At 69.8% G+C, this 14,558-nt stretch carries 12 protein-coding genes and 1 pseudogene; 10 read left to right on the top strand and 3 right to left on the bottom strand.

Translation table 11 applies throughout. The annotated features are described in order from the left end of the window. Positions 1–40: 40 nt before the first annotated feature. The gene (locus AB0L89_RS40440) at positions 41–1,954 is read right to left on the bottom strand and encodes an amidohydrolase (RefSeq protein WP_365152886.1); all 1,914 of its coding nucleotides are present in this window, start codon (positions 1,952–1,954) and stop codon (positions 41–43) included. Between the two features lie 252 nt (positions 1,955–2,206). On the opposite strand from AB0L89_RS40440, the gene AB0L89_RS40435 reads away from it, so the two are divergent. Both AB0L89_RS40435 and AB0L89_RS40430 read left to right on the top strand, forming a co-directional pair. Continuing rightward, positions 2,207–3,205 (top strand): alpha/beta hydrolase, encoded by a 999-nt coding sequence (locus AB0L89_RS40435; RefSeq protein ID WP_365152884.1) that lies wholly within the window; start codon positions 2,207–2,209, stop codon positions 3,203–3,205. A gap of 150 nt (positions 3,206–3,355) precedes the next feature. Beyond that, positions 3,356–4,081, top strand: a complete 726-nt coding sequence (locus AB0L89_RS40430) for an alpha/beta hydrolase (RefSeq protein WP_365152882.1) — start codon at positions 3,356–3,358, stop codon at positions 4,079–4,081. Positions 4,082–4,172: 91 nt separating this feature from the next. Here the strand turns inward: AB0L89_RS40430 and AB0L89_RS40425 are convergent, their stop codons facing one another. Both AB0L89_RS40425 and AB0L89_RS40420 read right to left on the bottom strand, forming a co-directional pair. Next, the gene (locus AB0L89_RS40425; RefSeq protein WP_365152880.1) at positions 4,173–5,300 is read right to left on the bottom strand and encodes a low temperature requirement protein A; all 1,128 of its coding nucleotides are present in this window, start codon (positions 5,298–5,300) and stop codon (positions 4,173–4,175) included. An 83-nt stretch (positions 5,301–5,383) separates the two neighbouring features. Further along, positions 5,384–6,754 (bottom strand): NAD(P)/FAD-dependent oxidoreductase, encoded by a 1,371-nt coding sequence (locus AB0L89_RS40420; RefSeq protein ID WP_365152878.1) that lies wholly within the window; start codon positions 6,752–6,754, stop codon positions 5,384–5,386. A gap of 249 nt (positions 6,755–7,003) precedes the next feature. On the opposite strand from AB0L89_RS40420, the gene AB0L89_RS40415 reads away from it, so the two are divergent. From AB0L89_RS40415 to AB0L89_RS40380, 8 genes and pseudogenes are all read left to right on the top strand, one after another. Then, positions 7,004–7,582, top strand: coding sequence for a DNA starvation/stationary phase protection protein (locus AB0L89_RS40415; RefSeq protein ID WP_365152876.1), 579 nt, complete (start codon positions 7,004–7,006; stop codon positions 7,580–7,582). Positions 7,583–7,856: 274 nt separating this feature from the next. Beyond that, positions 7,857–8,472, top strand: a pseudogene (locus AB0L89_RS40410) (transposase); the annotation flags it as partial. 734 nt (positions 8,473–9,206) lie between these two features. After that, positions 9,207–9,761: a DoxX family protein gene (locus AB0L89_RS40405; RefSeq protein ID WP_365152874.1), complete on the top strand. Its 555-nt coding sequence runs from the start codon at positions 9,207–9,209 to the stop codon at positions 9,759–9,761. A gap of 257 nt (positions 9,762–10,018) precedes the next feature. Next, the gene (locus AB0L89_RS40400; protein ID WP_365152872.1) at positions 10,019–10,615 is read left to right on the top strand and encodes a hypothetical protein; all 597 of its coding nucleotides are present in this window, start codon (positions 10,019–10,021) and stop codon (positions 10,613–10,615) included. Between the two features lie 11 nt (positions 10,616–10,626). Then, on the top strand, positions 10,627–10,956 hold the full coding sequence (locus tag AB0L89_RS40395; RefSeq protein ID WP_365152870.1) for a hypothetical protein: 330 nt from the start codon (positions 10,627–10,629) through the stop codon (positions 10,954–10,956). A gap of 447 nt (positions 10,957–11,403) precedes the next feature. Further along, on the top strand, positions 11,404–12,246 hold the full coding sequence (locus AB0L89_RS40390; protein ID WP_365152868.1) for a methyltransferase domain-containing protein: 843 nt from the start codon (positions 11,404–11,406) through the stop codon (positions 12,244–12,246). 558 nt (positions 12,247–12,804) lie between these two features. Continuing rightward, positions 12,805–13,278, top strand: coding sequence for an NUDIX domain-containing protein (locus AB0L89_RS40385; protein WP_365152866.1), 474 nt, complete (start codon positions 12,805–12,807; stop codon positions 13,276–13,278). Positions 13,279–13,372: 94 nt separating this feature from the next. Continuing rightward, entirely contained in the window at positions 13,373–14,389 is a 1,017-nt protein-coding gene (locus tag AB0L89_RS40380) for a Gfo/Idh/MocA family oxidoreductase (protein ID WP_365152864.1), read from the top strand. The last annotated feature ends 169 nt before the right edge of the window (positions 14,390–14,558 follow it).

The following is a 14,558-nucleotide window of genomic DNA, read 5'->3' as shown; positions in this document are numbered from 1 at the left end:
AGAGAGGCCTTGGGCCGTCGGAGCCGAGGTGTTCGCCTCGTCAGAGGCCGAAGCAGGGGTCCAGGACCGGGCCCCCGCCCTGCGGAGCCGGGTCCCGTCGCGTCCGCCACTGCCGGTGCAGCTCGGACTCGGCGACGGCCTGGCCGAGCGCCTCGGCCTGCCGGGCGCCCGATGCGCCGCCGGGCGCGGCCTGATAGCCGCCGAAGCGCGCGACCGGGCTCCACTCCGGGCTGACCGGCGGCAGCTCCTCGTCGAGGCCCTCGTACTCGGCGGCGGCGTAGACGATCCGCCCTCCGACCACCGTCAGCAGGGACTCGATGCGGGCGATGTCCGGTTCGGGCACGGTGAAGTAGTCCTCGGACAGCACGGCGAAGTCACCGAGGCAGCCCGGTCGCAGGACGCCCTTGACGTCCTCCTCGCCGGTGAGCGCGGCGCCCGCCTCGGTGAACATCGCAAGGGCCGTGTGCCGGTCGACGCGGTTGTGCGGCGGCCGGACCACCAGGTCGCCGACGGTGCGTCCGGTGATCAGCCAGTGCAGGGCGATCCACGGGTTGTAGGTGGAGACGCGGGTGGCGTCGGTGCCGGCGCCGACCGTCAGGCCGCGTTCCAGCATGGCCCGGACCGGCGGGGCGTCCGCGGCGGCGCCGGGTCCGTATCGGCGTACGAACGCCTCTCCTTGGAAGGACAGTCTGTTCTGTACGGACATGGCTCCGCCGAGGGCGGCGATCCGGTCGAGGCTGTCGGCGGAGACGGTCTCCGCGTGGTCGAACAGCCAGCGGTTCCCGGCCGGGAACAGGCCGTCCGCGGCGAGTTTCTCGAACACCGCGAGGTCGCGCCGGATGGTCTCGTCGTAGGTGGCGTGGAGCCTGAACCCCCAGCCGTTCTCCATGAGGAGACGCACCGCGGCCTCGAAATCCCCCTCGTAGCCGGAGGAGAGCTCGGGGCGCGGCTGCGCGAAGTTCTCGAAGTCCGCCGCCGACCAGGTGAGGTTCTCACCGGCACCGTTGAGACGCAGCCATTCGTCCCCGTCCTCGGGGCGGGCCATTTCGATCCAGCGTTTGAGGTCGGCTATTTCCTGTCCGGCGGTCTGCGGAAAGAGGTGATAGGCGATGCGCAGCGACAACTGGCCCGCCGCGGCGAGTTCGACGACGGTGCTGTAGTTCTCGGGAAAGTTCTGGAATCCCCCGGCCGCGTCGATCGCGGAGGTGAGTCCGAACCGGTTCAGTTCGCGCAGGAAATGACGCGTGGACGTCTTCTTGTCCGCCCCCTCCAGAACCGGCGCCTTGGCCAGCGTCGAGTAGAGGACCAGCGCGCTGGGGGCGGCGAGCAGCATGCCCGTGGGCTCCCCGCCCCGGCCCCTGACGATCTGGCCGCCCCGGGGCTCGGGGGTGTCGCGGGTGTAGCCCGCGGCCTGGAGCGCGGCGCGGTTCAGCACCGCCGACTGGTACAGGTGCAGGACGAACACGGGAGTGTCCGGCGCCGCCGCGTTGAGCTCGGCGACGGTCGGCAGGCGCCGCTCCGCGAACTGCTCGGCCGACCAGCCGCCGACCACGCGCACCCACTGGCCCTTCGGGGTGCGTGCCGCCTGCTCGCGCAGCATCGCCAGGCCCTGGCGCAGGGTCGGGACGCCGTCCCAGCGCAGTTCGAGGACGTAGTTGAGACCGCCTCTGATCACGTGCAGGTGGGAGTCGTTGAGGCCGGGGACCATGCGGCGGCCGAGAGCGTCGACGACCTTCGTTTCCGGCCCGATCAGAGCGGCAACGTCCTTGTCGTCGCCGACGGCCGTGAGCACGCCGTCCCGGACGGCCAGCGCCCCGGCCCGGGGGCGCCCGGGGTCCCCGGTGTGGATTTTCGCGTTGCGGACGACGAGGTCCGCGACGTTTGCCGTGGCGCTTTCCGTGGCATTTTCCGTAGCGTTTTTCGTGGTGCTGGGAATCAGCCCACCGACCGGCATAGTGGACACCTTTCGACAACCTCCTGATACGTCGGCACCGCTCGATCGCTTCGCCGCCACGCTATGCCGGAAGAATTGCGCCGGGCCTTCCCTCAGTGCACTGCCCACGGTCCGACAGTGCACTGCGATTCCGGCCGTGCGCTGTGGGTTCAACGCCGGTGCGCTGACGGTCAATCGGGGCGGCCGGGCGCCTCTTAACGTGATCTCGCCGGAAGAACCGGCCACCCCTCACATGACACTCAGGAGAACCACATGTCCGACGTCGTCGAGCCGCTCGCATCCACCGGGACGATCGAACCCGTCGAGCCCGTCCTGGAACCGGCGGCCGCCGCATTCGCCGAAGCGACCAGCCAGCCGCCCTTCCTCTTCGAACTCACCCCTGCCGAAGGCCGCAAGGCGGTCGACGAGGTGCAGTCCGGTGACATCGTGAAGCCGGCGGTCGACGAGGAGTGGATCACCGTTCCCGGCGGCCCGACCGGCGGGGTCCGGACCCGTGTCGTCCGTCCGGCGGGCGTTCAGGGGAAGCTGCCGGTGATCCTGTACATCCACGGTGCGGGCTGGGTCTTCGGCAACGCCCACACGCACGACCGGCTGGTCCGTGAGCTCGCCGTGGGTGCCCGGGCCGCGGTGGTCTTCCCCGAGTACGACCTCTCCCCCGAGGCCCGCTACCCGGTGGCCATCGAGCAGAACTACACGGTCGCCCGGTGGATCGTCCAGGAGGGCGCGTCCAAGGACCTGGACGGGACCCGTCTCGCCGTGGCCGGCGACTCCGTCGGCGGCAACATGACGGCCGCGCTGACGCTGATGGCGAAGCAGCGCGGTGACGTGCCGCTGGTCCAGCAGGTCCTGTTCTACCCGGTCACCGACGCGCGCTTCGACACCGGCTCGTACCGGCAGTTCGCCACGGGATACTTCCTGCGCCGCGACGGCATGCAGTGGTTCTGGGACCAGTACACGACGGACGAGGCCGAGCGCGCGCAGATCACGGCGTCGCCGCTGCGGGCCTCCACCGAGCAGCTCGCCGGACTGCCGCCGGCCCTGGTCATCACCGGTGAGGCCGACGTGCTGCGCGACGAGGGCGAGGCCTACGCCAACAAGCTGCGCGAGGCGGGCGTCCCGGTGACCGCCGTCCGCTTCCAGGGCGTCATCCACGACTTCGTCATGCTCGACGCCCTGCGCGAGACGCACGCCGCCGAGGCCGCCATCACCCTGGCCACCGGCACCCTGCACGCCGCGCTCCACCGCGGCTGACCGGCCCCGCACGACACCGCGGCCGACCGGCCCCGCACGACGAAGCAGAACCGTCACCCGCACCCCGGCACACGCCACGTGCCTTTCCACACGTGCCTTTCCACACGTGCTTTCCCACACGTGCTTTCCCACGAGGAGACCCACCCCACCATGAGCACCTCCCCCACCCCGACCGTCCTGCTCGTGCACGGCGCCTTCGCCGACGCCGCCAGCTGGACCGGCGTCATCACGGAACTCCAGAACGACGGCATCCCGGTGATCGCCCCGCCCAACCCGCTGCGCGGCCTGGCGTCCGACGCCGCGTACATCGCCTCCGTGGCATCCCGGATCGACGGCCCCGTCGTCCTGGTCGGCCACTCCTACGGCGGCGCGGTCATCTCCGTGGCCGGGACCACCGAGAACGTGACCGGTCTGGTCTACGTCGCGGCCTACGTCCCCGAAGAGGGCGAGAGCCTCTCCGATTTGCAGGACCGCTACCCGCTCTCGCCGCTCGGCGACAACCTGGTGCAGTCGACGTACCCCGTCGAAGGCGCCGAGCCCGCCGTCGAGTTCACCATCGAGGCGCAGGCGTTCCCGGAGATCTTCGCCGCCGACGTCCCGGCCGCCGTCACCAAGGCGCTCGCCGTCGCACAACGCCCGCTGGCCGCTGCCGCTTTCACCGAGCAGGCGCCGGTCGCCGCGTGGCGGACCAAGCCGTCGTGGGCACTCGTCGCCGACGCGGACCGGGCGATCAACCCGGATGTCCAGCGGTTCGGTGCCCAGCGGGCCGGTGCGACGACGGTCGAGGTCGAGGGCGCCTCGCACGCCGTCGCCGTGTCGCGTCCCAAGGAGGTCGCCGACCTGATCCGTGACGCGGTGCGCGGCAGCGCCGCCTGACGGTCGGATCCTCTCCCCGAACGAGAACTCCCCGGCGGCGTCTTCGCGGACGCCGCCGGGGAGTTCTCGCATATGTGCGGCCGTGGCCCCGTCACCTCCGCGGCGCCGTGACCACCACGACGAGCACCACAAGGACCGCACCGGCGGCGAGTGCGGGCAACGGGGTGAAGGTCGCCGCCAGGAGGCCGAACACGGCGACCGGATACGGAGCCCGTTCGACCGCCGTGGTGAGGTGCGGCCGCAGATGCACGGCCCACACGGTGATCAGGAAGACGGCCGCCGGGACGGTGACCGCCGCACCCGTGGCGAGCTGCGAGGTGTGCGCGTGTCCGGTGAGGTGATCGGCGTACGCGGCGAGGCCCGCTCCTTCGGCCGCCGCCGAGGCGAAGATCAGGTAGTGGCCGTAGGCCCAGACGAAGCGGCGGCGGTGCGCCCGGTGCGTGGTGGCGAGCAGGGTGTGCGCGGGCCGGGAGAAGTACAGCCACCACAGCGCGAAGGCCGTCAGGAGGCCGCCCGCCGCTGTCGCGCAGAGCGACCCTGTGCTCTGGTGCCGGTCGAAGGCGCCGCGCACCGCGACGGTGGCGGCCGCCACGGACTCGCCGAGGACGATGAGGACGAAGAGCTCGTAGCGCTCGGCGATGTGCCGCGGGTGCCACGGGGTCATCCCGGCGGACTGGGCCCACACCGGCACGGCGACCTCGGCGAGGATCAGCACGGCGACGCCCGGCAGGCGCGCCGCCTCCGGCACGGCGAGCAGGCCCACCCAGCCGACCTGACAGAGCGTCACCCCGGTGGCGAAGCGCAGCGCGGTGGTCCGGCGTGCGGGGTCCGAGCGGGCCGCCCGCAGCCACAGGGCGGCCAGCGCGGTGCGCAGGACGACGTAGCCGATCGTGATGGTCCGCAGGTCCCCCTCGGCGAACGCGTGCGGTACCCCGGCGGCGAGGATGAGGGACCCCGTGATCTGGACCAGGACGGTGAGCCGGTACGGGATGTCGTCCGGGTCGTAGGCGGACGCGAACCAGGTGAAGTTCATCCACGCCCACCACACGGTGAAGAAGACCAGTGCGAAGCGCAGGACCCCGGTGGCGGCCGCGCCCTCGGCCAGTGCTTCGTGCAGGCTCTCCGAGGCCTGCGCCACGGCGATGACGAAGCACAGGTCGAAGAGGAGTTCCAGTGAGGTCGCGGTCCGGTGCCGCTCTCCGGGGTCGCGCCCCGGCATGGCGTGCCGCTGCCCGGGGCCGCGCCCGTGCGTGGTGTGCCGCCACCGGGTCGCCCGGGACCCGGTGACGGCGGCCCGGGGACTCAGCGGAGCGCTCCGAGCGCGGCTTCGACCGTACGGTGGAAGGTGGGGTACGTGTAGATCATGTGCTGGAGCCGGTGCACGGGCACTTCGGCGTGGACGGCCACGTTCAGTCCGTAGAGCACCTCTCCGCCTGCCGGACCCGCGGAGGTGGCTCCGACGAGTACGCCCCGGTCGGCGTCCTCGACGAGCTTCACGAAGCCCGCGTTGCCCGGCCCGTGGATCCAGCCGCGAGTGGAGGAGTCGAGCGGGAGCACACCGGTGCGCACCCGCAGCCCCCGCTCACGTGCCTGCCGCTCCGTCAGGCCGACGGCACCGATCTCCGGATCGGTGAAGGTGACCCGGGGCAGGGCCCGGTAGTCGGCGTCGGGTCCCGGCTCGCCGAGGATGTCGCGCACGGCTATCTGCGCCTGGTACATGGACACATGGGTGAAGGCGCCGCGGCCCGTGAGGTCGCCGACCGCCCACAGGCCGTCCGCCGCCCGCATCTGCCCGTCTGTGGCCACGGCTCGCGCGGCCGGGTCCAGTCCTGCCGTCTCCACGCCGAGCGCGCCCAGGTCGGCAAGGCGACCCGCGGCGACGAGGAGCCGCTCGGCACGCAGCGGTTCGTTGTCGTCCTCCGTCGTCCGCACGCTGAACAGGGTGCCGTCGTGGCCGACGTCGAGCGCGCGGGCGCCGGTGAGCACGGTGACGCCGTCGGTCTCCAGTGTCGCGGCCGCGAGGTCCCCGGCCTCCGGTTCCTCCTGGGACAGCAGCCGGTCCTGACCTTCGATCACCGTGACCGCACAGCCGAAACGAGCGAAGACCTGGGCGAGTTCGACCCCGATGGCGCCGCCGCCGAGGACGATCATCGACGCGGGCAGCTCCTTGGCCGCCATCGCGTCGCGGTTCGTCCAGTACGGGGTCTCCCGCAGCCCGGGGACCGCCGGGATCCTGGGGCGGGTACCGGTGGCGAGGACGACTCCGCGCCGGGCCTCGATCGTGCGGTCGCCGACCGTGACACGACGCGCTCCGGCAAGTCGGCCCCTTCCTCGTACGAGACGGGCGCCCTTCGACGTGAGCCGGTCGGCGGCCACCCGGTCGTTCCAGCCGTCGGTGGCCTCGCCGCGGATGCGCCCGGCGACTCTCCCCCAGTCCGGGGTCACGACCGCCGTCCCGGCCAGGGCGGGCACCCGGCCCGCCTCGGCGAGCAGATCGCCGGCCCGGATCATCATCTTGCTCGGAACGCATCCCCAGTACGGGCACTCGCCGCCGACGAGTTCCGCCTCGACCCCGACGACGTCAAGACCCGCTTCGGCGAGGGCGCCCGCGGCGTATTCGCCGCCGGGCCCGAGCCCGACGACCACGACGTCCGCGTGTCCGTCCACACTCATCCCGTCCACTCCTTCTCGGTAGTCCCCTTGCGCCCCGAGGTCGGGGCGGCCCGGCCGAGGCTAGGTCGGCTCGCCGCGCCGTCCCGCCGGTCAGTGCACGGGTCCTTGCACGAGAGCGAACGGGACGAAAGCGGGAGGTCAGCGCCGTGCACGGACCGACATCAACGCGTGCGCTGCCGGACAAGAAGGGCGCGGCAAGGGCGCTTAGCGTCCTGCGGTACGCACAGTTCGGCGCCCCAGGAGGCAGCGATGACCAGCAAGTCCCTTCCCGTGAACGGCAGTCAGCCGCGGCTGCACCAGAAGGGCGAGGTGATCCAGGAGTACGGCACGGTGAAGCAGTTCCCGATCGGCCTGTCGTACGAGGCGAGGATGTACGCCTGCCAGCGCCTCAACCGGGTCCTCGCGGACGCCCAGATCCTGTACGGCCTCTACAAGAAGCACCACTGGCTGATGCGCGGCGCGACCTTCTACCAGCTGCACCTGGTCCTGGACAAGCACGCCGGTGAACAGCTCGGCCTCGTCGACACCCTCGCCGAGCGCGTCCAGACCCTGGGCGGCGTCGCGGTGGGCGACCCCCGGCACGTCGCGGAACTCACGTCGATCCCGCGCCCGCCGGACGGTGTCGAGGAAGTCCCGGCGATGCTGTCGCGACTCCTGGAGGCCCACGAGACGATCCTCGTCGAGGCGCACGACGCGGCGGCCAGGACCGCCGAACTGGGCGACGACGGCACGAACGACCTGCTGGTCTCACAGGTGATCAGGACGGGTGAGCTGCAGACGTGGTTCCTGGCCGAGCACTTGGTCGACACCCCGCTGGTCCGCGCCTGACCCATCCGGTGAGGTCGGGGGCCGCCTTCTCCCCGACGAGCGGGGGGCGGCCCCCTCGTGCGCCCGCCCTCGTCCTCGGCTCCGCCGCGGTGCTCGTACGGTTCTCCACGCCCACCGTGTTCGCCCAGTACGCCGGTCGCCGGCGTCGATCCACTCGGCCTCGGGCAGGACCGGCTGCGCGAGAATGGTCCGCTCGGCCATCCAGGGGAAACGACGGTCCGGCGATCTCTTGCCGGAGCCGATGAGTGAAGCGGCGCAAGAAGTCCAACGCCGTCTCTTGGTGCTCGGCCTTGCGATCCTGTACGTGGACCGCATCGGCGTCCCCTGGCGCTATCTGCCGCACGGCTTCCCGCCCTGGCCCACGGCCTGCCACTACTTTGCCTGCTGGCAGCAAGACGGCGTCTTCACCCAGCTCACCGGCCTGCTGCGGCGCCTGGTCCGGGAGGCCGAGGGCCGCGGCGGCGAACCGTCCACCTGCGTGCAGGACTCCCAGACCATCAAGACCTCCGTCAACGTGCCCCTGGCCGACCAGGGCACCGACGCGGGCAAGCGGATCATCGGCCGCAAACGCCACCTCGGCTGCGACACCCTCGGCCTGCTGCTGACCGTTCTGGTCACCGCCGCGAGCTTCTTCGACACCGTGGCCGGTGTCACCTTTCTCACCCGGATCGCCGCCGCCCATCCGTAGATCGGCAAGGCGTGGGTGGACGCCGGCTACCGGACCACCGCCATCGACCACGGCGCCCGCCTCGGCATCGACGACCACTCCGTCCAACGCCCGCGACTACGAAACCCATCTGCACCGGTCCGAAGCAATGATCCACCTCGCGATGATCGACCTCATGGCCCGCCGCCTCACCGGCGAAGCCACCCTCAACTGGCGCGGAACCTGCCCCGGGATCAAACACACCTCACAGGGCGAAACGCTCAGTCAGGCGAGAAATCAACGCCCCTCATGCGTTCGCGCGAGTCCGGAATCATGCGAGCCCTGTTCAGGATCGAACGTCCGGACCTCGAATGACGCTGCCTCTACCTAGGCCCCGGCGTCGTCGTTCAGGTGCGGGCCAACGCGCGTCGACGGTGTCCCGATCCGACGCTGCGCTCGCCGAGAGCACCGCCTACCATGGGCCGGAACATGACGACGCGGCAGATGCGATCCCGGGACGGCACCGTCCGTGCGGCTCTGCTCGCCCTCGTTCTCCTCTGCCTCGTGCCACTGGCCGGCGTCAACAGCGCGGCAGGATCCCCCACCGCCGGGCCAAAGGCCGAACGCACCGCAACCGCCCCCGTGTCGCCCTCGCGGACAGATACGCGCGCCGAGGACCCCGGCTGCCGCGAGGGTCAGCCGGGAGCGCCGTTCGGCGCGCGGGCCCTGAGTCCCGACCAGCCGGGGCCGCATATCCCCAAGTCGGCACCAGCACCGTCCGGCCCGCAGGACGACATCCCGGTTCTCGCTGCCGCGTCGCCCCCGGACTCCACCGCGGTCGACTTGCACAGAATCCAGATCAGCAGGACGTAGACGGGCCCTCTCCACCCGTCCAGCCGACCAGGCCTGTCAGAGCCGGTCGGTTCCCCTGCGCTGCGCCTTCACTCGCAGCCTCCACACTCATCTGGAGAGACACCCATGTCCGTTTTCACCAACACGCGCACCACTCCACGCAGTGACATCCCCTCCCCCTCCGCGCCCGCTCACTCCGGCACTGACCTCGGCCTGCTGGCCCTGCGCTGGGCGGTCGGTCTGACGATGGCCGCCCACGGAAGCCAGAAGCTGTTCGGCTGGTTCGGCGGAGGCGGCCTCGACGGCACCGCCGGCTTCTTCGACAGCAGCGGATACAGCGCCGCGAAGGCCATGGCGGTGGTCGCAGCTCTCACCGAGACCCTGTGCGGCATCGGCCTCGTCATCGGCCTGCTCACCCCGCTCGCCGGAGCGGGCATCGTGGGCGTCATGCTCAACGTCATCGCGGTGAAGTGGGGCAGCGGCTTCTTCGGCCCAGGCGGCATCGAGTACGAGCTGTTGCTGCTGATCGCGGCGGCGAGCCTGGCACTCACGGGCCCCGGCAGGTACGCGGCCGACCGGCTCCTGCCGGTCCTTCGCACGCACCGGCTCTCCCACGGCATCGCCGCCGTGGCACTCGGCGCGGCCGCCGCGGGCATCGTCCTGGTGGCCCTTCGCTCATAACGCCCCACTGAGGTGAGTCCAGGGGCTTTCCCCGCACCAGTAGGTGCGCGGGCCCCTGGACCACGCGGACTCGCCGTGAGTTCACCACATGCCACGGCCGGCCGAGCCCGTGCCGCACCTCACAGCAAAGGGATCGAACTTCCGTTCCTGCCGCGCATCTTGATGCCCATGGGTGCGTTCGACTCGCATCTTCGAGACCAGAGCCAGACCAGGGCAAGGAGTACCCCTTGCCCTCACCACTGCCCTTATGCCGTCGTGTGGCGGCACTGCTGCTCGCACTCGCCTGCGCATGCGGACTCACCGTCGCCGTCGGCGGGACCGCGCAGGCGGCGAATCCGGAGTCCCATCGCGTCGCCACCTGGAACATGCAGGTCGGCAGAGACCGCTGGCAGGGCGCCGCGAACATCGCCCAGGAGAACAGCGTGGTCGCGCTCCAGGAGGTACCGAGCGAGCCGCCGGCCGGGGCGAGATACCTCGGCACCATCGGCGACACCATCGACCACTACGAGTGGACCGTCGCCCGCGGCGTGACGCGCCACCTCTACATCCTGTACACGACCTCACGCAATCTGGGCATCGTCACCGCGTTCCAGCCCAACGAGGTTGTGCAGGTGGACAGTTACTACCGCCCGGCCCTGATGGTCACCCGCCCCACCGACGACGTGGCGTTCGCCTCCATCCACGCCGCGTCCGGCAACGGATTCAATGTCCGTGATCTGGTGCAGAACGTCGCGGACGAGGCCACCGGCCGAGGGATCAATCACTGGGCGGTCGCGGGGGACTTCAACCTCGCGCGGTCAACCAGCGCTGGAAACTCCAGAGCATCGGCACGTCGCAGTCGACCGGCAGGATGATGTACCGGATCATGAGCAGCGACAGCGGCAAGTGCCTCGACGTCAACCGGGGCCAGCAGTCCGGCTGGGGCGACTACCTCAACATCTGGGAGTGCCACGACATCGACGGCCTGCCCCTGCCCGGCGGCAACCAACGCGACACCCAGAACTTCACCCTCGAACACCCCAACCCGCGTATGCCCAACCTGACGATGCTGCGCAACAACGCCACCGGCCTCTGCGCGAACATCTCCGGCAACCAGACCGGCGACGGCGCCTGGGTGGTCCAGTGGGGCGACCAACTCGGCGGCTACCCCACCCCGAACGAAAGCTTCTACCTCCACCCGCTCACCAACCGCTGACGGAGAGGAGCCCCGGTCGCCCAGCGACCGGGGCATTCCGCGTTCCAGTCCCCCCGCCCCCGCACGGAGTCGCCGCCCGCACACGACCGGATCCGAACCGGGTGTTCGCTTTCAGGCCATACCGCCTGACTGATGCCTCCTCATCCGTCTCATGGCCATTACATTCAGTATCGCGTCAAAGCATGATCCGACACGCGATGGCTCTGCGGAGAAGGAGCGCATGACGTCGACGGACGAGGTCTACCGCGGGGCGAGACAACACGATTGCGCGCCGGCACGGAGCCGAGCCCACCCGTGGGCAAAGCGCACAGTGACGGCCGTTCCGGAATGCCTGTGCGGACAAACTCATCGCGTTCGCCCTGGAAGCCTTTGACCACTCACCCAGCGACATGTGGCAGATGGGTCCCTTCACCGGATGAAACGCCCTTCTACGCTCGGGAGACTTCGATGACCAACGAACCATCCGCGCGCCACGCCGTCCCGTCGTCACCAGAGACCGGCGGGCTCTCTGACGAGCAAAACGAGATAGTGGACGGCGCGTCCGTCGACGGCAACATCCACGTCGGCTACTGGGACGACCCCACGGACCACCGCTCCCTCGACCAAGCCACCGACCGGCTCACCGACCTCGTGACGGGAAAGCTCGCCGCCGTCCCCGGCAGGCGCCTGCTGGACGTCGGCTGCGGAACCGGACGACCCGCGCTGCGCATCGCTCGGGCCACCGGCGCCGACGTGTCGGGGATCTCGGTCAGCAAAGAAGATGTCGAACTCGCCCGGACCCGCGCGGACGCCGCGACGCTCGCCGACCGGGTGGACTTCCGGTACGCGGACGCCTGCGCACTGCCCTTCGAATCCACGTCCTTCGACGGTGCCTGGGCGATCGAGTCCATGATGCACATCCGCGACCGGACCACCGCCATCGCCGAGATCGCCAGGACCCTGCGCCCCGGTAGCCCGCTGGTCATCACCGATGTGCTGCTCAGGTCTCCGGTGACCGGGGACTCCGCGGAGCTGGTCCGCCAGACGTGCCGGGCGTTCGGGTCCCCCTCCCTGCCCGCGCCGGCGGAGCTCCGCACGGCCCTCGACCACGCCGGTCTGGAGGTGGTGGAGTTCAACGACATCGGGGAGCACGTCCGGCCCACCTATCAGGCCTTCGCCGACGCCTTCGCCGACGTTTCCCCCTCCGCCGATGACCGTCACTACGAGTTCTTCAACTCCACTCGCTCCCTTCCCCGGTTCGGCGCACTCCCGCAGATCGGCTATGTCTTCCTGGTCGCCCGTCGTCTGTGAACCGGGACCGGCGCGGGGCAGTCGGCCTGCCCCGCGCCGCGCCGCAAATCTGGCCAACATATTCAACCGTGAAACGTTCAACAGTGGCAAGAAAAAGGATCCTTCAGAAGAAGGGAAGTAAAGAAAACCCACACCCGCCGACAAGGCAGACCGAGACGAAGGCGGCCCCGCAGCTCCGAGCGGGCCGTCCGAGCATCCACATCCCAACGACGGCACGCCACCCGCCTACCCGATAACCCTCACCATATGGCTTGACGTCACGTCAAGGAGAAGTTGAGGCGTCCTAAGCCATCTACGGCCTCATGCACCGCCAGAGTTTCCAGGTACCGTCCAGAGAGGAAACGTGGGCCCGGTTGCAATCACGACCCGCGAGCGATTCAGGCCGATCTGGCGTTTCCGTTTCGGTTGCTCGACTCCATGCATTTTTTACCCGGCGCACGCGATTCCTACGTGCAGGTGAGGTGGGGGAAGAATGGTCAGCAACACCCTGCGGAAACACCTTCCACCAAGCACTCACCCACTATGCGCACCTTCACCAGCGCTCGGTGAAGAGCTGACGTGACGGAGACCAACGAACCCCGGCTGATGGTGGGCGCGTTGATCCGTGACCCGTACGACCGGATCTTCGTCCAGCGACGCTCGGCCGGCCGACGCCTCTTCCCCGGGTGCTGGGACGTCGTCGGTGGAGCCGTGGAAGAAGGGGAGTCCCGCCTGGACGCGCTCCACAGGGAGATCGCGGAGGAAACCGGGTGGCGGCTGCGCCGCGTGCTGGCCCGAGTGGCGCACGAGGAGTGGATGGCGAGGGGATTACGGCACGTCGAGTCGGACTATGTCGTCGAGGTGGACGGAGACCTCTCGTCGCCCGAGCTCGAACAGGGCAAGCACACCGAGTTCGCCTGGCTCGCGGCCGAGGACGTCTCGCTGCTCGACGAGAACGCACAGCGGAGCGGAAGCACGTTCATCAAGGACGTGGTGACAGCAGCACACGCCTGGCTCGTCAACGCTCCCGGGGCGAGTCGCCGAGCTCTCTGAACCGCCTGCGCTGAGGAGTTCACACAGGAACTGTGCGGGCCTTTCCTGACTACCCGCGCCATCCTCAGATGATTTTTCGAGGGGGATTTCCCGCATGTCCAGCGACAGGTCAGAGAACACGCATCAACGACCGCGAGTTCTGGTGGTTGGATTTGCTGGACATCAAGGGAAGGAGTACCTGCCGATCGTACGGGAAAGTGCGGATGTCGTCGGCGGGGTCGACCCCGCCCCGGCGGCCTCATCCCTCGCCGATGAGTCGGGATTCCCGCGTTACGAGACCCTCGACGAGGCGCTAGAGGACGCCGATTTCGATGCCGCGGTGGTCACCGTTCCGCATAGCGAGCACTTCCCGGTCTGCACGGAACTCCTGGCACACGGCAGGCACGTCATCAAGGAAAAGCCGTTCGCCATCACCGAACAGGAAGCCCGACACCTCATCCACCTGTCGCAACGGGCCGACCGCAGCGTCTTCACGCTGCTGCAACGGAACTTCAACCCTGTTTTCCGGTTCGCCCAGGAGAATCTCACGCGGGTCGGGGAGCCGTACTGGTTCTCGTACGACTACCACCTGAACCTGGCTCACCCGACCACGGGTTGGCGCGCCTCCAGCGAGCAGGCGATGGGGGGTGTGCTCCTCGACATGGGCTACCACCTCGTCGATGTGCTCAGCGGGATGTTCCCCGAACACCCGCGAGTGCACTCCGCCTTCGTCCACCACTACCAGGAGATGCGGGACCGTCGGCTGGAGGATCTCGTCAGCCTCATGTGCGCCTATCCCTCCACGGGTCTCGCCGGCTCGCTGCGCATCTCACGCCACAACTACGAGAAGATCGAACACCTCTGTGTGCTCGGCACGGAGGGCGCGTTGAACGTCACGCCCGGGGCCGCCATCCTCCACTCCATCGGCGGGCTGCCGTTGGACCGCCTCACCTGGGAAGGCCCCAAGACCGACGCCGTGCGATCCATGATCGCCCACTACCTGGGCCGCCTGGACGACCGCCACTACCGCCAGAGCCACCTCCAGCGGCAACTCGCCGTCGTTCGCACGATCAACGGGATCTACCGGGATCGCCGGCGTGGGCAGGACCGGCTCGCCGACCGGTGTGCCTGACCTCGTGCGAACCGAATCCGGACAACCCTGCCGGTCCTCCTGTCCGGCGCCGGGCCCACGACCACCCGCGAGAGCAGGAAGGACCCATGACGACCGCCGACAAGCTCGCCCTCCTCGGAGGCAGTCCCGCCATCGACCGGCCGCTTCCCCACGAGATCTGGCCGCCCCT

Origin of the sequence: Streptomyces sp. NPDC052114, from assembly GCF_040680155.1 — a bacterium.
Lineage (GTDB): Bacteria > Actinomycetota > Actinomycetes > Streptomycetales > Streptomycetaceae > Streptomyces.
This window is presented reverse-complemented; position numbering and strand designations above follow the sequence as displayed.